Genomic DNA, 14,270 nt, shown 5'->3' with positions numbered 1-14,270 from the left:
GCAGGTGTATGACAGATAACCCTGTGTTTTAGGCCGGGATGAAAGGCTGCCGCGGCCTGCCAAAGTGCATCAGATCTTTGATGGTTTTCTATGGTATTAACCTTTCTTGCGTGTTGTTTTTTGTGGGGTGCGCAGAGTCTGTTTTTGGGGAACTGCCTTTACGGGTAGTTTGGGAGACTCGGTGCGCTTGGGTGTTGATGCATTTTTTTTGCCTGCAACAGATGCTGCCACAGGTTTTGCTGCAGGTTTTCCCGCAGCCTTGACTGGAGTTTTGGCTTTGGAGGCGACCACCGCTTTGGGTTGAGCCGCTTTTTTGGCAACAGGCTTGACTTTGGGTTGCGAGGGTTTTGCCGCAGCAGGTGTTGCAGCCGCTTTAGCCGGGGGTGTTGCTTTAGCAGGTGCTGCGGTAGCGGGTGCTTTGGGTTTTACGACCTCACTTGCTGCGGGCAGAAAAGAAGTTTGTTGTGGAACAGCCGTTTTCTTTTCAGAGGCTGCTGCAGGAGCGCGATTGGTTGCGACCGGCTTTGGCGTGTCTGATGTTTGGGCCAGTTTTTCGGTACGAGAGACAGGCAGCTCCAGAACTTCCAGAATTTTTTGCCACATGGGGCGCATTTTGTCCACAGAATCAGCCGGGAAAAACTGAGCGCTGGCTTTGATGAAAGCAATCACGTCCTGACGATCTGCTTTGGTACGCAACAGGGCCGGCAGTGTTTTCAGGCTGTCTTTGGGATATGTGAAGACCAGCAGGTTCTGGACCTTGATGGTTTCGCGCAGCATATCCCATTCCTGTGGCGATACGCTCTCTCCTTGTTGGCGGCAGAAGTTGACTGCCGCATCTAAAAACCGCTGGTCCAGTTTGTCTTTGGACTGGGTAAGCAAAAGGATGATCCGGATGACAGCTTCGCGTGTGCCGCCCTGTGTCAGAAGCCCTTCCAGTTTTTCAACCAGATCATGGCTGACAGCCTCAACATCAATCGGGCTTTTCTGTGCCGCAGTGCCTTCGCCGGTAATGGCGTTGAGCGTACCGTACATCAGGTGGAAAATGGTTTCGACAAAAGAGTCGCGTGTGGCACGGTAGGCATCAAGGCTGGCCTCAATATTGTCGGATGTGGCCTCCTGCCAGCCCAGCAGGGGGTTGTCAGGGTGGGCAGGGGCTCTGCTGGCCTTGACCTGTTGTGCCATACCGGGCAGCCACCACAATGCGGGGTTGGTGCTGCTCCACATTCTTCTGTTGGAGCGGAAATAGAAAAACTCTCTGAACAGGCGGGCTGAAAGCTCATTGACGGAGTTCGAGAGCCAGGGGCGTACACACCAGTCATAAAGCGTTGAGTTGATTTCTGACAAACGGTCGACCAGTTCAAACTCGGCTTCGTCGGTGCGTCCATCCTGGTCAGCGCTGATCAGGTCTTTGATGCTGCGTTTTTCATAATGAACCTGGTAAATTTTCTCTTTGCCGTCGGACTGCTGCACATCGTCAATGACCAGTTCAAACAAACCGGGTGGCAGTGCTTTGATGCTGTCAATGGCATTGATAAGTTCACGGTGTTCGCGCTCGGCAACCCGGCCGGAAACAAATATGCCCAAGTGCCCGACACTGGCGTGTTTCAGGTAAACAATGGTACGGCCTGAGGCGCGCAGCAACATGTCATTGGGGTATAAGTCGACCACCCAGTTGAGCGCCTGTTGGGGCGGTGTGATGTTGTCACCGGAGGAACAGAACACCACGACCGGGCATTTGATGTTGCGCAGGTTCAGCGGAGAGCCGGCGCGGCCTGATACGCCGCCTGTCAGGCGGTTACCAATAAACAGTTCATCAACAATGGACTCGATTTCTTCACTGTTGAATAAAGTGGGAGCACACCACCAGCGTTCAAAATCCAGGTAGCGGGGAGCTTCAGTATCGACCTTGGAAAACAGGTTGTAATCTTTGCTCCACCAGGTGTTGGCGGGATTCAGGTTTTCAAAATTGATCACCAGCCAGGCGCCATCAAAAATACCGTTGCCAATATCGCTGCCAAAACGTGTCATCCATGCGCCGCCCATCAGGCCTGCAGCATAGCGCATCGGGTTCTGCCCTTTGACGCCTGCCCAGTAAGACAGCGGCGCACCGTTGATAATGACCAGGCTTTCCAGGTCTGGCCGGGAGGCTGCCAACCCCATGACGGCCCAGCCGGCCTGGCAATTCCCGATGATGACGGGTTTGGGGCTTTTCGGGTGGCGGGCAATGACCTGCTCCAGGAAATATGCCTGTGCTTTGCCTGCCGTGATGATCGTTTGACCAGGCTCTGGCGCATTGCGAAAGGCAATGAAATAGGTGGGATGGCCGGCACGCAGGCTTTCACCGATTTCAGAGGATTTTTTGAACCCGCCAATACCTGAGCCGTGTCCGCCACGCGGATCGACGATCACAATCGGCTGGCGTGTGTTGTCAATTTTTTGTCCGGGGTCGGGCAGTATTCTGAGCAGGCAGTAGTTGACCGGGTCGGGCAGATCCTTGCCGTCAACCAGGATTTCGTAATCGAATTTCAAAACCCATGGGTAGCCGTTTTGTTCATCGGCAATCATGTTGTCTGCACGCTGACGCAAGGTGTCCCAATACAAAACCATGCGCTGGCTGAAGTCAACCAGGTAGTCGCTCCAGTCTTTGAAGGAAGGAACTTTGTTGAAAAGCCCTGATGAAAAAGGGGCTAATGCGGCTTCTTGTTTACGTTGTATCGCTGCAAAACCATGGTCAGATTGAATATCAGTGAGTTCTTGAAGGCTGCGTCCGAGTTTCTCAAATGACATTGCCAGCTCTTTTTGCTTAGCAAAAAATGTTTCTTCACTCACGACAATCTCCTGTTCTTATGGGAATTGGGTCAAATTCAGAAAAACCGTATAGTTACAATTTTCCTTTATGATTCTATAGGGTTTTATCCGAAGTATAGCCTCATTTGGGGGAAGTCCGCACTGCTTTCATTGCATTTTTTTGTGCAACGCAAAAAAATTCTTGCATTTGATGTAAAATTCCATCACAATTCAGTTCTAGGTCCTGCTGTTTGATGGATTGCTGCTCGCAGGAATTGCTAATTGCTGATTTCATTCTTTGATCGATTTTTTATATTTAGGAGATACAAACATGGCCGCATTTGATACTGAAAAATTTCAGGCTGCACAAAAGAGCAACCTGGATACACTGCAGAAACTGACAGACAAAGTGTTTGACAGCGTTGAAAAGCTGTCTCAGTTGCAGTTGAAAGCTCTGCGTTCAGCCACCAGCGAAAGCATCAAAACTTTCCAAAAAGCATTGAACGTGCGTGATCCCCAATCTTTTGCTGAATTCCAAAGTGCTCTGGCTCAGGCTCCTGCACAATCTGGCGCTTTGCTGGAAATTAATCGCGAAGTGTATGACGTTCTGTCTAAAACACAGGCTGAAATTGCTAAGCTGGCCGAAAGCCAGTTGAAAAAAGGTACAGAAGACCTGCATGAAATCGTTGAGTCTGTTGCCAAGAACGCTCCTGGCGGTTCAGAACCCGTGATTGCTGCTTGGAAAACCGCTGTTGATGCAGCTAACACACTGTATGAAAACGCTCAGAAGACTGTTAAACAGGCTTCTGAACTGGTAGAAGGCGGTATTTCTGCTGCTGCTTCTGCTGCTGCTCAGGCTACCACCGCTGCAACCAAAGCTACCAGCAAAAAATAATGCAGTAAGTTAAGCAAGATATCTTCCATAAGATGAGGGATACCTGATCTGGCAGCGCTGAATGTGCTACATGGAAGATACGGTTTACTGCAGTAAAAAGGGTTCTCTACAGAGAACCCTTTTTTATGCCTGATTCAGTGAATGTGGATGGTTACTTCTCGTTGCCAGCGTCGCTACCTTTGGTTGTGCTGGTCTCTTTGGGAGCATCGGCATTCGGTGTGCCTGAGAACAGGCCAAACATGTTTTGCGAGCTCAGGTAAAGCTGCTTGGCTTGTTCCATGTACTGGTTCATGACATTTTGCATGGCCGGAATCTGGTTGTGCAGAAATGTTTCCCATGCCTTGGACGATTGTGCGTTGGCCTGGGTATGAATTTCCATCATCGACTGGATGCTTTTTTCCAGGTATCCGCCCATCATGCTTTGCAGCGGACCGTAGAAACGGATAATGGCGCGAAGTGAGTCGTCCGAGAGTATCGGGTTGCCTTCGCTCTCGGCTTCTTTGATGATTTGCAGCAAAACGCTGCGTGTCAGGTCTTCGCCGGTTTTGGCATCAACGATTTGAAACTGCGCATCTTCCGCGACCAAGTGCCTGATGTCGCTCAGTGTCAGGTGGCTGCCTGTCTGGGTATCGTACAGTCGCCGGTTGGCGTATTTTTTAATGATCCGTGTTTCAGATGATTCAGTAGATTTTGTCATTTTCTTTCAAAGACATGAAAAAGGTCCATCCAGTCGCAGCGTTGAGATACGCAGGCGAATTATTTGGGGCGGTTCCACGGGATCGATCAGCCCGCAAATGCCCTGAGAGTTCATGCGTAATATAACACCAATGGTATGACCCGGCAGAAACTCAGGATCAAAGGCCTCTTTGTTTCCCCTGGAAGTGCACTTGTGAAATTGAGGAGGTTTTTGAAATTCTGCCAGGATATGCGGCTGTGCTGAAGTGCGTTATTGGTGTTCAAAAAACAGGTGCTCGACTTCTTGCGGCAGGGCACAGCCTGTTTGTTTGGCGCGGCGCAAAATATGCCAGTAGTAGCGATAGCTGGCACGGTCATGCAGGCTGTCCTGCCCTTCAGATTTGTAACGGATTGGAGCCCAGTTGTTCTGGTAAGCCAGCATCAAAATCTGGCATGCGTCATTGATTTCGACCAGATCGGGTTTAAACGCATCAACGATAGGTCGGATCTGGCTGGGGTGAATGCTCCACATGCGGGTATAGCCGAACTGCTGGCTGGCTTTGCGTGCTGCTGCAAAGACAATGTCAGCATTATTAAACTCGGTAATGACGCTGTGGGATGGTGTTTTGCCGTGGGCATGACAAGAGGCCGCAATCTCAAGCTTGGCGCGTACCACCAGAGGGTGTGTAAACTGTCCCTGGGCTCCCATGCCCTGGGCAGGTATGGCTCCGCCGTGCGCAGAGACAAAATCCATCAGGCCAAATGAAAGTGACTGTATCTGCGCCAGGCTGGCGATTGACCAGACGTCGTGCAACGCACCATGGGTTTCTATCAGGGCATGCAATGGGGGCAACGGCGCATTGGCTTCATCAGCGCAGCGGCTGATAAACGCAATGGCGTTGCGTACGTCATCCAGATTTCTGGCTTTGGGCAGCATGAGATAAGCCAGGCGGGAAATGCCGTGTTTAAACAGCATGCGCACATCATTTTCAAAAGCTGGGTGTGTAACGGGGTGTACACGGGCACCGACACGGTTGTAAAGATTGGCCTCGGAATTGATGATGGAGGCGATTAATTCAATATGGTCGTTTTCTCCCCCGATCGGTGCGCCATCTTCTGCATCCAGCGTGACATCAAAAACGGGGCCCATTTCTGCCTGCATTTCAAGGCTTTTGATCATGCGTTTTTCGATACCGGCATAGTGGTCGCAGACAGGCAGGCTGGTCCATGGCTCAGCATTGCCGTCAAACAGGGCATCCTGTGGCAAGAGTGTATTCATGAGTTCTGTATGTGGTTCGGTGTGTATGGCACGTATTGTATCCAGACTAGGGTGTGTTGGCAGTTCAGTGGAATGCCCAAAATCTGGATTTTGCTCTGAAACATGCTTTGTTGCAAAACAGGTATGAAGCAATGCAAAGGTGGGGTATGAATGAATTCAGCGCGGGATGCTGATGCTTGTTGCCATGAAAAAAGGCCGTTTAAAAACGGCCTTTAACGCGATACAGCAGATGTGTGTTAACTGCTGCTGAAATAATGGGGCGATGCCAATTATTTCAACAGGCCTTTCACGCCATCCTGTTCTTCCTGCAACTCTTTGAGTGTCAGGGCGATACGCTCTTTGGAGAATTCATCGATTTCCAGTCCTTCCACGATTTTGTATTCACCGTTGCTGGTGGTAACCGGGAAGCCGAAAACGACTTCTTTTGGAATGCCATATTCGCCGTTGGAGGGCACGCCCATGGTCACCCAGGCGCCGTTGGAGCCCAGTGCCCAGTCGCGCATGTGCTCAATGGCCGCATTGGCAGCCGATGCGGCTGATGACAGGCCACGTGCTTCAATGATGGCGGCACCACGTTTACCAACGGTGGGCAGGAACACGTTTTTGTTCCATTCCTGATCGTTGATGGCGTCTTTAACGCTTTGGCCGTCTGCTGTGGCAAAGCGGTAGTCCGCATACATGGTTGGGGAATGGTTGCCCCATACGCACAGTTTTTCAAAGGCGGTAACGGGTTTTTTCAGTTTGGTAGACAACTGAGCCAGCGCACGGTTGTGGTCCAGGCGCAGCATGGCTGTGAAGTTTTTCGCCGGCAGGTCAGGCGCAGACTTCATGGCAATATAGGCATTGGTGTTGGCCGGGTTGCCGACTACCAGGACTTTAACGCGACGGCTTGCAACGGCATTCAGCGCCTTGCCCTGCTCGGTAAAGATCTGAGCGTTGGCAGACAGCAGGTCTTTGCGCTCCATACCAGGGCCGCGCGGACGGGCACCAACCAGCAAAGCATAGTCGATGTCTTTAAATGCGGTCATCGGGTCGCTGTGGGCTTCCATACCTGCGAGCAGCGGGAAGGCGCAGTCTTCCAGTTCCATCATGACGCCTTTAAGCGCTTGCTGCGCTTTTTCATTAGGAATTTCAAGCAGTTGCAGGATGATGGGCTGGTCTTTGCCAAGCATTTCACCGGATGCAATTCTGAATAACAGCGAATAGCCGATTTGACCTGCGGCACCAGTGACGGCAACGCGAACGGGTTTTTTGTTCATTGATGACTCCATATCAGTTTTTGTATTTAGGCGTTTATAAACGCTTAGTCTATGATTTCCTGTGTGTCGAACAGTACATTGTCGTTCCAATGGGGAGAGTTGTACATCAGAAAATGATCGATATCATAGTGGAAGAGTCCAGAAAAGGGGTGGCACGTCGTCAATAGTCTTATATCTTATGTAAGATATAAAGAATCAAACATCTTGTTATGATTGCCAGGACATATGTTTGTATCACAACGATGACCATGCCTGAAAATACAAAACCATCTGCGACTGCAAAAACAGAAGAGGCTGCCACGCCATCTTACAGTCCTTTATACCGCCAGATCAAGAACTTGATTATTGCGAGTTTGCGTTCTGCCGAATGGAAACCAGGCGAGGTTATTCCCAGCGAGATTGAACTGGCTGCGCGTTTCGGAGTGAGCCAGGGGACAGTCCGCAAAGCAATTGACGAATTGTCGGCAGAGAATTTGCTGGTGCGCAAACAGGGTAAGGGAACGTTTGTTGCGACCCACCACGAAGAAAAAATTCAGTATCGTTTTTTACGTTTGCAGCCCAACAATGGTGAGGTGCGCCCATTGCACCGGCGTTTCATTGACTGCCAGAGCTTGAAGGCACCGGCCAATGTGGCATCTGTGCTGCAGTTGAAAGGCGATAAGCAGGTGCTGGAGATCCGGCGCGTGCTGAGCTCAGACCAGGCACCGGTGGTGCTGGACGAAATCTGGCTGCCCTATAAATTGTTTGAGACATTGACTGCGCAACGTTTATCCAAATATCGCGGGCCGATGTATGCACTGTTTGAATCAGAGTATGGTGTGCGCATGATCCGCGCTACGGAACAGATCTCGGCAATTGCTGCCACCAAAGATGTGGCAGCATTGCTACAGGTTGATGAAGGTTTGCCTTTGTTGCAGGTTTTGCGCACCTCGTATACGTACGGAGATGTGCCGGTGGAGTACCGACGCGGCTTTTACCGTACTGAAGATTATTATTACCGTAACGAGTTGAATTAAAACGCAGTATTTATTTTGCTGATGTAATAAAAGTTGATGGAGACAACACAGATTAAGAAAACGAAATTTGACACTGATCCCCGAAAATCACGATAGCATCATATGGGGGTTTTGTGCTTTGTGGGCAAACCCTTGAACTACAATTCCTGATGTTATCTATTGTTCCTCCCATGATATTTACTTTAATAAAGAAGGCGCCTTGTTATGCAAGATCAAGCAAAAAAGCGCCCAGAGATCCGAAACATCGGACTGGGTGACATCTTGAGTTATCGCATGCCGATTGCGGCATGGGTTTCCATTCTTCATCGTATTACCGGGGTGATCATGTTCATCCTGTTGCCGTTTGTGATATGGATGTTTGATGCCAGTTTGCGCAGTAAAGAAACCTATGCGGTATTTACCAACTTCATTGATAACGGCTGCGCTTTTGTGCCGGGCTGGTTTGTCAAGCTGGTGTGCCTGGGATTGATCTGGGCCTTGATGCACCACCTGTGCGCCGGTTTGCGCCATGTGATGGCCGACGTGCATCACAACGTCAGCAAAGAGCAGGGTAAGTCAACCGCAATCATTTCGCTGATTGTGTCGTTGCTGCTTACGGCTGGGCTGGGTGCCAAATTGTTTGGCTTGTATTAAGCATTGATCAGGAGTCGAAAAAAATGTCTACAACATATGGTTCTAAACGGCTGGTGGTCGGTGCTCATTACGGCTTGAAAGACTGGCTGGCACAGCGTGTTACCGCTGTTTTGATGGCGTTGTTCATTGTGGTGCTGGCATTGCGTGTGATCTGCACTTCCGGCGCTTTGGGTTATGAAGGCTGGGTTGCCGTATTTACGCCGCAGTGGATGAAAGTTTTAACGTTGCTTACCATTCTGGCTTTGCTCTACCACGTCTGGGTGGGGGTCCGTGATGTTTTTATGGACTATATCAAACCGGTCGGTTTGCGACTGTTTTTACACGTGTTTACGCTGGTATGGCTGATTGGCTGCTCAGGGTGGGCGATTCAAGTGCTTTGGAGTCTGTGAGGAAAAATTAAAATGTCAGTAACTACAAAAAAACTCCCCAAGCGTCAGTTTGATGTGGTCATCGTTGGTGCCGGTGGTTCCGGTATGCGGGCCGCATTGCAGATGTCACGCGCAGGTTTAAGCGTGGCTGTTTTATCAAAAGTATTTCCTACCCGCTCGCACACAGTGGCTGCGCAGGGCGGTATTGGTGCCTCGTTAGGCAACATGTCTGAGGATAGCTGGGAATGGCACTTTTACGATACGGTGAAAGGCTCGGACTGGCTGGGCGATCAGGATGCCATTGAGTTCATGTGCCGCCAGGCACCTGCTGCGGTGTATGAGCTGGAGCACTTCGGCATGCCGTTTGACCGCAATGCCGATGGTACGATTTACCAGCGTCCTTTCGGCGGCCATACCGCCAACCATGGTGAAAAGCCGGTGCAGCGTGCCTGTGCGGCAGCCGACCGTACCGGGCATGCATTGCTGCATACGCTGTATCAGCAGAATGTGAAAGCGCATACCAATTTCTTTGTGGAATGGATGGCGCTGGATCTGATCCGCGATGCTGATGGCGATGTGGTGGGCGTGACGGCCATGGAGCTTGAAACCGGCGACATTTATGTGCTGGAGGCCAAGGCCACTTTGCTGGCTACGGGGGGTGCAGGGCGTGTATTCCAGGCGTCTACCAACGCGTTCATCAATACCGGCGATGGTTTGGGTATGGTGGCGCGTGCCGGCATACCGTTGCAGGATATGGAGTTCTGGCAGTTCCACCCCACAGGTGTGGCTGGCGCCGGTGTGTTGCTGACAGAAGGCTGTCGTGGTGAAGGCGCGATTCTGATCAACAGCGAAGGCGAGCGTTTCATGGAACGTTATGCACCGACACTGAAGGATCTGGCACCGCGCGATTTTGTATCGCGCTCAATGGACCAGGAAATCAAAGAAGGCCGTGGCTGTGGTCCCAATAAAGATTATGTGCTGCTGAAGCTGGATCACCTGGGTGCTGAAACCATCCATAAACGGCTGCCTTCCGTATTTGAAATCGGTTTGAATTTTGCCAACGTGGATATTACCAAAGAGCCTATCCCGGTGGTGCCGACCATTCACTATCAGATGGGTGGCATTCCGACCAATGTGCATGGGCAGGTGGTTGTGCCTGACGGACAAGGCAATCAGAAGGTGGTGAATGGCCTGTACGCGGTAGGCGAATGCTCCTGCGTTAGCGTGCATGGCGCCAACCGTCTGGGCACCAACTCGCTGCTGGATCTGGTGGTGTTTGGCCGCTCGGCAGGTAACCACATGGTGGATTTGTGCAAGCAGACACGCTCGCACAAGGATCTGCCCGCCGATGCGGCAGATGCCGCCTTGGCGCGCGTGGCACATCTGGATCAATCGACCGGTGGTGAGTATGCGCAGAATGTGGCGAACGATATTCGCCAGTGCATGCAAACACATGCGGGCGTGTTCCGCACCCAGGCCAAGATGGATGAAGGTGTCAAGGAGATCATGAAGATTGCCGAGCGTGTGCCGGGCATTACGCTCAAGGATAAATCGATGGTCTGGAATACAGCGCGCATGGAGGCGCTGGAAGTGGAGAACCTGATCGAGGTTGCCAAGGCAACGATGCTGTCTGCTGCTGCACGCCATGAGTGTCGTGGCGCGCACTCGGTGGATGATTATGAACGCCCGGCAGATGATCCTGATCATCCATTGGGTCGTAATGACCAGGAATGGCTTAAACATACCCTGTGGTTCAGTGAAGACAACCACCTGGAATATAAACCTGTGCGTATGCAGCCATTGACGGTGCCTACCGTACCGCCCAAGCCCCGTACTTTTTAATATATCAACAAGGTTTTAAGAAAGTAATTCCCCATGACAATCAAACGTACTTTCAAAATTTACCGCTACGATCCGGATAAGGATGAGAAACCCTACATGCAGACCATCGAGATTGAACTCGAAGGGCATGAACGCATGCTGCTGGATGCACTGGTTAAGCTCAAGGCGATTGATCCGACACTGTCATTCCGTCGTTCATGCCGCGAAGGCGTGTGCGGGTCTGATGCAATGAACATCAACGGCAAGAACGGTTTGTCCTGTCTGGCTAATCTGCGCAGCCTGGCTGATCCGATTGTGCTCAAGCCCTTGCCCGGTCTGCCGGTGATCCGGGATCTGATTGTGGATATGACGCACTTTTTCAATCAGTACAACTCGATCAAACCTTATCTGATCAACGACGACCCACCGCCTGAAAAAGAGCGCCTGCAGTCACCGGAAGAGCGTGAAGAGCTCAATGGCCTTTATGAATGTATTCTGTGCGCCAGTTGTTCTACCAGTTGCCCGAGCTTCTGGTGGAATCCGGATAAATTCGTTGGTCCTGCCGGCCTGTTGCAGGCATACCGTTTCCTGGCGGACAGCCGGGACAAAGGGACTGAAGAGCGTCTGGATAATCTGGAGGATCCTTATCGGTTATTCCGTTGTCATACCATTATGAACTGTGTGGATGTTTGTCCGAAGAGTCTGAACCCGACCAAGGCCATTGGCAAAATCAAGGAAATGATGGTAAGGCGTGCTGTTTGATCAATGCAAACAAGTGCGTTGACGTTATTAAGAACACATTTGAAACAAGAGAGATGAAGGCCTAAAATGACGCAAGAGGCTGATACCCCTCTGAACTTAGGGTTACTGCGCTGGCGCTGCCGGCGCGGTATGCTGGAAAATGATCTGCTCATTGAGCGGTTTTTTTCTTGTTACGGAGACAATTTGTCACAACCACAGGCTTTAGCATTATTGAGCTTGATGGAGCTCAGTGACAGTGATCTGCTGGATCTGCTGATGGCACGTAAAGAGCCGCAGGGCGAGTTGGATACGCCCGAGGTCAAGGCCGTGCTTGAGCAGATTCGACAGGCCAAGGTAAAAAAGTAGATGATAAAAAAGGAACAGAGATGACACCTTCAGAAACAAAAGCCAGTATTTCTTTCAGTGATGGCAGCCCCAGCGTCGAGTTGCCTATTTACAAAGGAACGATTGGTCCGGATGTGATTGATATCAGAAAGCTGTATGCGCAGACTGATAAATTTACCTATGACCCTGGCTTTATGTCTACAGCGTCATGCGGCTCGTCAATCACTTACATTGATGGGGATAAGGGTGAGTTGCTTTATCGGGGCTACCCGATCGAGCAACTGGCAACAAAGTGCGACTTCCTTGAAGTGGCTTATCTGTTGCTGGAAGGCGAGTTGCCCAACGCTGACCAGAAGAAGACATTCAATGAAACGATCATGCACCACACCATGATGCATGAACAGATGCATTTCTTCCTGCGTGGTTTCCGCCGTGATGCGCACCCGATGGCTGTGATGACCGGCCTGGTAGGTGCGATGTCAGCGTTTTACCATGACCACATGGACGTGCATAACCCTGAGCACCGCGCCATTGCAGCGCATCGGCTGATTTCCAAGATGCCTACGCTGGTGGCGATGACCTATAAATACAATAAGGGCGAGCCCTTTATGTATCCGGACAACAAGCTCTCCTATGCAGAAAACTTCTGCCGGATGATGTTTGCCACGCCTTGTGAAGAATACAAAGCCAATGATGCTGTGGTGCGTGCGCTGGATCGTATTTTCATCCTGCACGCTGACCATGAACAGAATGCATCGACGTCAACCGTGCGTTTGTGCGGCTCTTCCGGAACCAATCCGATTGCTGCAATTTCTGCCGGTGTGGCCTGTCTGTGGGGCCCGGCGCATGGTGGCGCCAATGAAGCTTGCCTGAACATGCTGGAAGACATCCAGAAAATGGGTGGTGTGGAAAAAATTGGTGAATTCATCAACCAGGTTAAAGACAAATCTTCCGGCGTGCGCCTGATGGGTTTTGGTCACCGCGTGTATAAAAACTATGACCCGCGTGCCAAGCTGATGCAGGAAACCTGTAAAGAAGTGCTGGTGGAGCTGGGTCTGGAAAATGATCCGCTGTTCAAGCTGGCAATGACATTGGAGAAGATTGCGCTGGAAGATGATTATTTTGTACAGCGCAAACTGTATCCGAATGTGGACTTCTATTCAGGCATTGTGCAGCGTGCGATTGGCATTCCGGTGCCGATGTTCACAGCCATTTTTGCATTGGCACGTACGGTGGGCTGGATTGCACAACTCAACGAAATGATGAGCGATCCGGATTATAAGATTGGTCGTCCGCGTCAGCTGTATATTGGTTCTCCAAGACGCGATGTACCTACCATGGACAAGCGTAAGTAAACCAAGCATCATGCTGAATGAAAAATGCCCGCAAATGCGGGCATTTTTGATGTTGGTGTACCGACAGAGTTTGTTTAAACGGTATCTTCTTTACGGTGTATCAGGCTTTGTTCCGGATGCCTACCAGTATCTGGTACAGGCCGCCAAACAGCGTTCTTTTTTGCCAAGTGTATTCTTTTCCTAAAGGTGAAATATCCTGTATAGGCTGGCTCAGCAATGATTTGGCAAACGGCTCCAGGAAATGGAAAACGGTATAGGTAATCGGATTCAACGGATGCCACCAGGCCGGCTTATGGTAATCCACAAAAACAACTTTGCCGCCTGGTTTCACTTTCTGCAACAGGTTTTCAACAATCTGGCTGCGCTCTTTGACTGGCACCTCGTGCAGCAGGAAAAAACAGCACACGCCATCATAATCGGGCAGGTGAGACAGGCAGCCCGGCACGGACAAGTCAGCAATCAGCGTATTCAACTGCGGCGTGTTAGGCAGTTTGCGCTTCATGTTGGCAATTTGCACCGGGGCAACATCCACCACCATCAGTTGCCCATCAGAACCTATTTTTTTGGCCAGGTCGGGTGTGATGGAGCCATACACGCAGGCCGATTGCAGCACATGCTGTCCGGCAGAGAATTCATTGACGGCAGCTCTCATGAGCCGGTTGGCATTGCCCCACAGAATGGTTGAAACCACCAGACCTTGATCAAGCCGCGCAACAGATTTGGGGTTCAGGTAAGCCCAGGTATAGGTGCTGGAAAGGTATTCTGGGATGGCAGGTAAGGATGTGGCGTTTTGTTTGATGGAGGTGGGCGGTGCTTCAGCGTCAATGTCTTGGTTGACGGCCGATTGTAGTTGGTTTGGGTTCATGACTGGTTGTATGCTTTTAGGGTTGAGGAAAACAGGCTTTGTGAGCAGCATCCCACGGTTAAAAGATAGCCTCATTATGGTGCAAGGAGCTTGAGTTAGATCATAAATTGATCTTTATGCTCTGCTGTTTTGCAGGGCTTTTCCAAAAAACTAGGCCATTATATTTAGAGCAGCTTAGTTCTTTGTAACTAGTTGTGCTTGCATTATGGTTATGCGTAATGGGTAAAAAGA

At 50.7% G+C, this 14,270-nt stretch carries 13 protein-coding genes; 8 read left to right on the top strand and 5 right to left on the bottom strand.

All coding sequences use genetic code 11. The annotated features are described in order from the left end of the window. Positions 1-96: 96 nt before the first annotated feature. The gene (locus AACY98_RS05820; RefSeq protein WP_339802749.1) at positions 97-2,829 is read right to left on the bottom strand and encodes a DUF3141 domain-containing protein; all 2,733 of its coding nucleotides are present in this window, start codon (positions 2,827-2,829) and stop codon (positions 97-99) included. A 289-nt stretch (positions 2,830-3,118) separates the two neighbouring features. Here AACY98_RS05820 and AACY98_RS05815 point away from each other — a divergent pair, with 289 nt between their 5' ends. Next, on the top strand, positions 3,119-3,682 hold the full coding sequence (locus AACY98_RS05815; RefSeq protein WP_126978407.1) for a phasin family protein: 564 nt from the start codon (positions 3,119-3,121) through the stop codon (positions 3,680-3,682). A gap of 151 nt (positions 3,683-3,833) precedes the next feature. Here AACY98_RS05815 and phaR read toward each other — a convergent pair whose 3' ends face one another. The 3 genes from phaR to AACY98_RS05800 form a co-directional block, all read right to left on the bottom strand. Next, positions 3,834-4,379 carry a polyhydroxyalkanoate synthesis repressor PhaR gene (gene phaR / locus AACY98_RS05810; RefSeq protein WP_339802746.1) on the bottom strand — a complete coding sequence of 182 codons (546 nt, stop codon included), beginning with the start codon at positions 4,377-4,379 and terminating at the stop codon, positions 3,834-3,836. Between the two features lie 249 nt (positions 4,380-4,628). Then, positions 4,629-5,636 carry an HpcH/HpaI aldolase/citrate lyase family protein gene (locus tag AACY98_RS05805; RefSeq protein WP_339802743.1) on the bottom strand — a complete coding sequence of 336 codons (1,008 nt, stop codon included), beginning with the start codon at positions 5,634-5,636 and terminating at the stop codon, positions 4,629-4,631. Positions 5,637-5,905: 269 nt separating this feature from the next. Next, positions 5,906-6,895: a malate dehydrogenase gene (locus AACY98_RS05800; protein ID WP_339802740.1), complete on the bottom strand. Its 990-nt coding sequence runs from the start codon at positions 6,893-6,895 to the stop codon at positions 5,906-5,908. A gap of 248 nt (positions 6,896-7,143) precedes the next feature. On the opposite strand from AACY98_RS05800, the gene AACY98_RS05795 reads away from it, so the two are divergent. The 7 genes from AACY98_RS05795 to AACY98_RS05765 all read left to right on the top strand — a co-directional run bounded on the left by AACY98_RS05795 (position 7,144) and on the right by AACY98_RS05765 (position 13,174). Then, positions 7,144-7,911 carry a GntR family transcriptional regulator gene (locus tag AACY98_RS05795; protein WP_239442005.1) on the top strand — a complete coding sequence of 256 codons (768 nt, stop codon included), beginning with the start codon at positions 7,144-7,146 and terminating at the stop codon, positions 7,909-7,911. A gap of 204 nt (positions 7,912-8,115) precedes the next feature. Next, positions 8,116-8,544, top strand: coding sequence for a succinate dehydrogenase, cytochrome b556 subunit (gene sdhC, locus AACY98_RS05790; RefSeq protein WP_126978399.1), 429 nt, complete (start codon positions 8,116-8,118; stop codon positions 8,542-8,544). A 23-nt stretch (positions 8,545-8,567) separates the two neighbouring features. Beyond that, on the top strand, positions 8,568-8,933 hold the full coding sequence (gene sdhD, locus AACY98_RS05785) for a succinate dehydrogenase, hydrophobic membrane anchor protein (RefSeq protein ID WP_339802736.1): 366 nt from the start codon (positions 8,568-8,570) through the stop codon (positions 8,931-8,933). Positions 8,934-8,945: 12 nt separating this feature from the next. Beyond that, positions 8,946-10,754, top strand: coding sequence for a succinate dehydrogenase flavoprotein subunit (sdhA, locus tag AACY98_RS05780; protein ID WP_339802733.1), 1,809 nt, complete (start codon positions 8,946-8,948; stop codon positions 10,752-10,754). 33 nt (positions 10,755-10,787) lie between these two features. Continuing rightward, positions 10,788-11,495, top strand: coding sequence for a succinate dehydrogenase iron-sulfur subunit (locus AACY98_RS05775; protein ID WP_126978393.1), 708 nt, complete (start codon positions 10,788-10,790; stop codon positions 11,493-11,495). 66 nt (positions 11,496-11,561) lie between these two features. Then, positions 11,562-11,840: a succinate dehydrogenase assembly factor 2 gene (locus AACY98_RS05770; protein ID WP_339802730.1), complete on the top strand. Its 279-nt coding sequence runs from the start codon at positions 11,562-11,564 to the stop codon at positions 11,838-11,840. 20 nt (positions 11,841-11,860) lie between these two features. Next, on the top strand, positions 11,861-13,174 hold the full coding sequence (locus AACY98_RS05765; RefSeq protein ID WP_126978389.1) for a citrate synthase: 1,314 nt from the start codon (positions 11,861-11,863) through the stop codon (positions 13,172-13,174). Between the two features lie 100 nt (positions 13,175-13,274). On the opposite strand, the gene rquA is transcribed toward AACY98_RS05765, so the two are convergent. Beyond that, positions 13,275-14,039 (bottom strand): rhodoquinone biosynthesis methyltransferase RquA, encoded by a 765-nt coding sequence (gene rquA, locus AACY98_RS05760; RefSeq protein WP_339802726.1) that lies wholly within the window; start codon positions 14,037-14,039, stop codon positions 13,275-13,277. Positions 14,040-14,270 lie beyond the last annotated feature (231 nt).

It is taken from the genome of Saezia sanguinis (assembly GCF_963921665.1).
Taxonomy (GTDB): domain Bacteria; phylum Pseudomonadota; class Gammaproteobacteria; order Burkholderiales; family Burkholderiaceae_C; genus Saezia; species Saezia sanguinis.
This window is presented reverse-complemented; position numbering and strand designations above follow the sequence as displayed.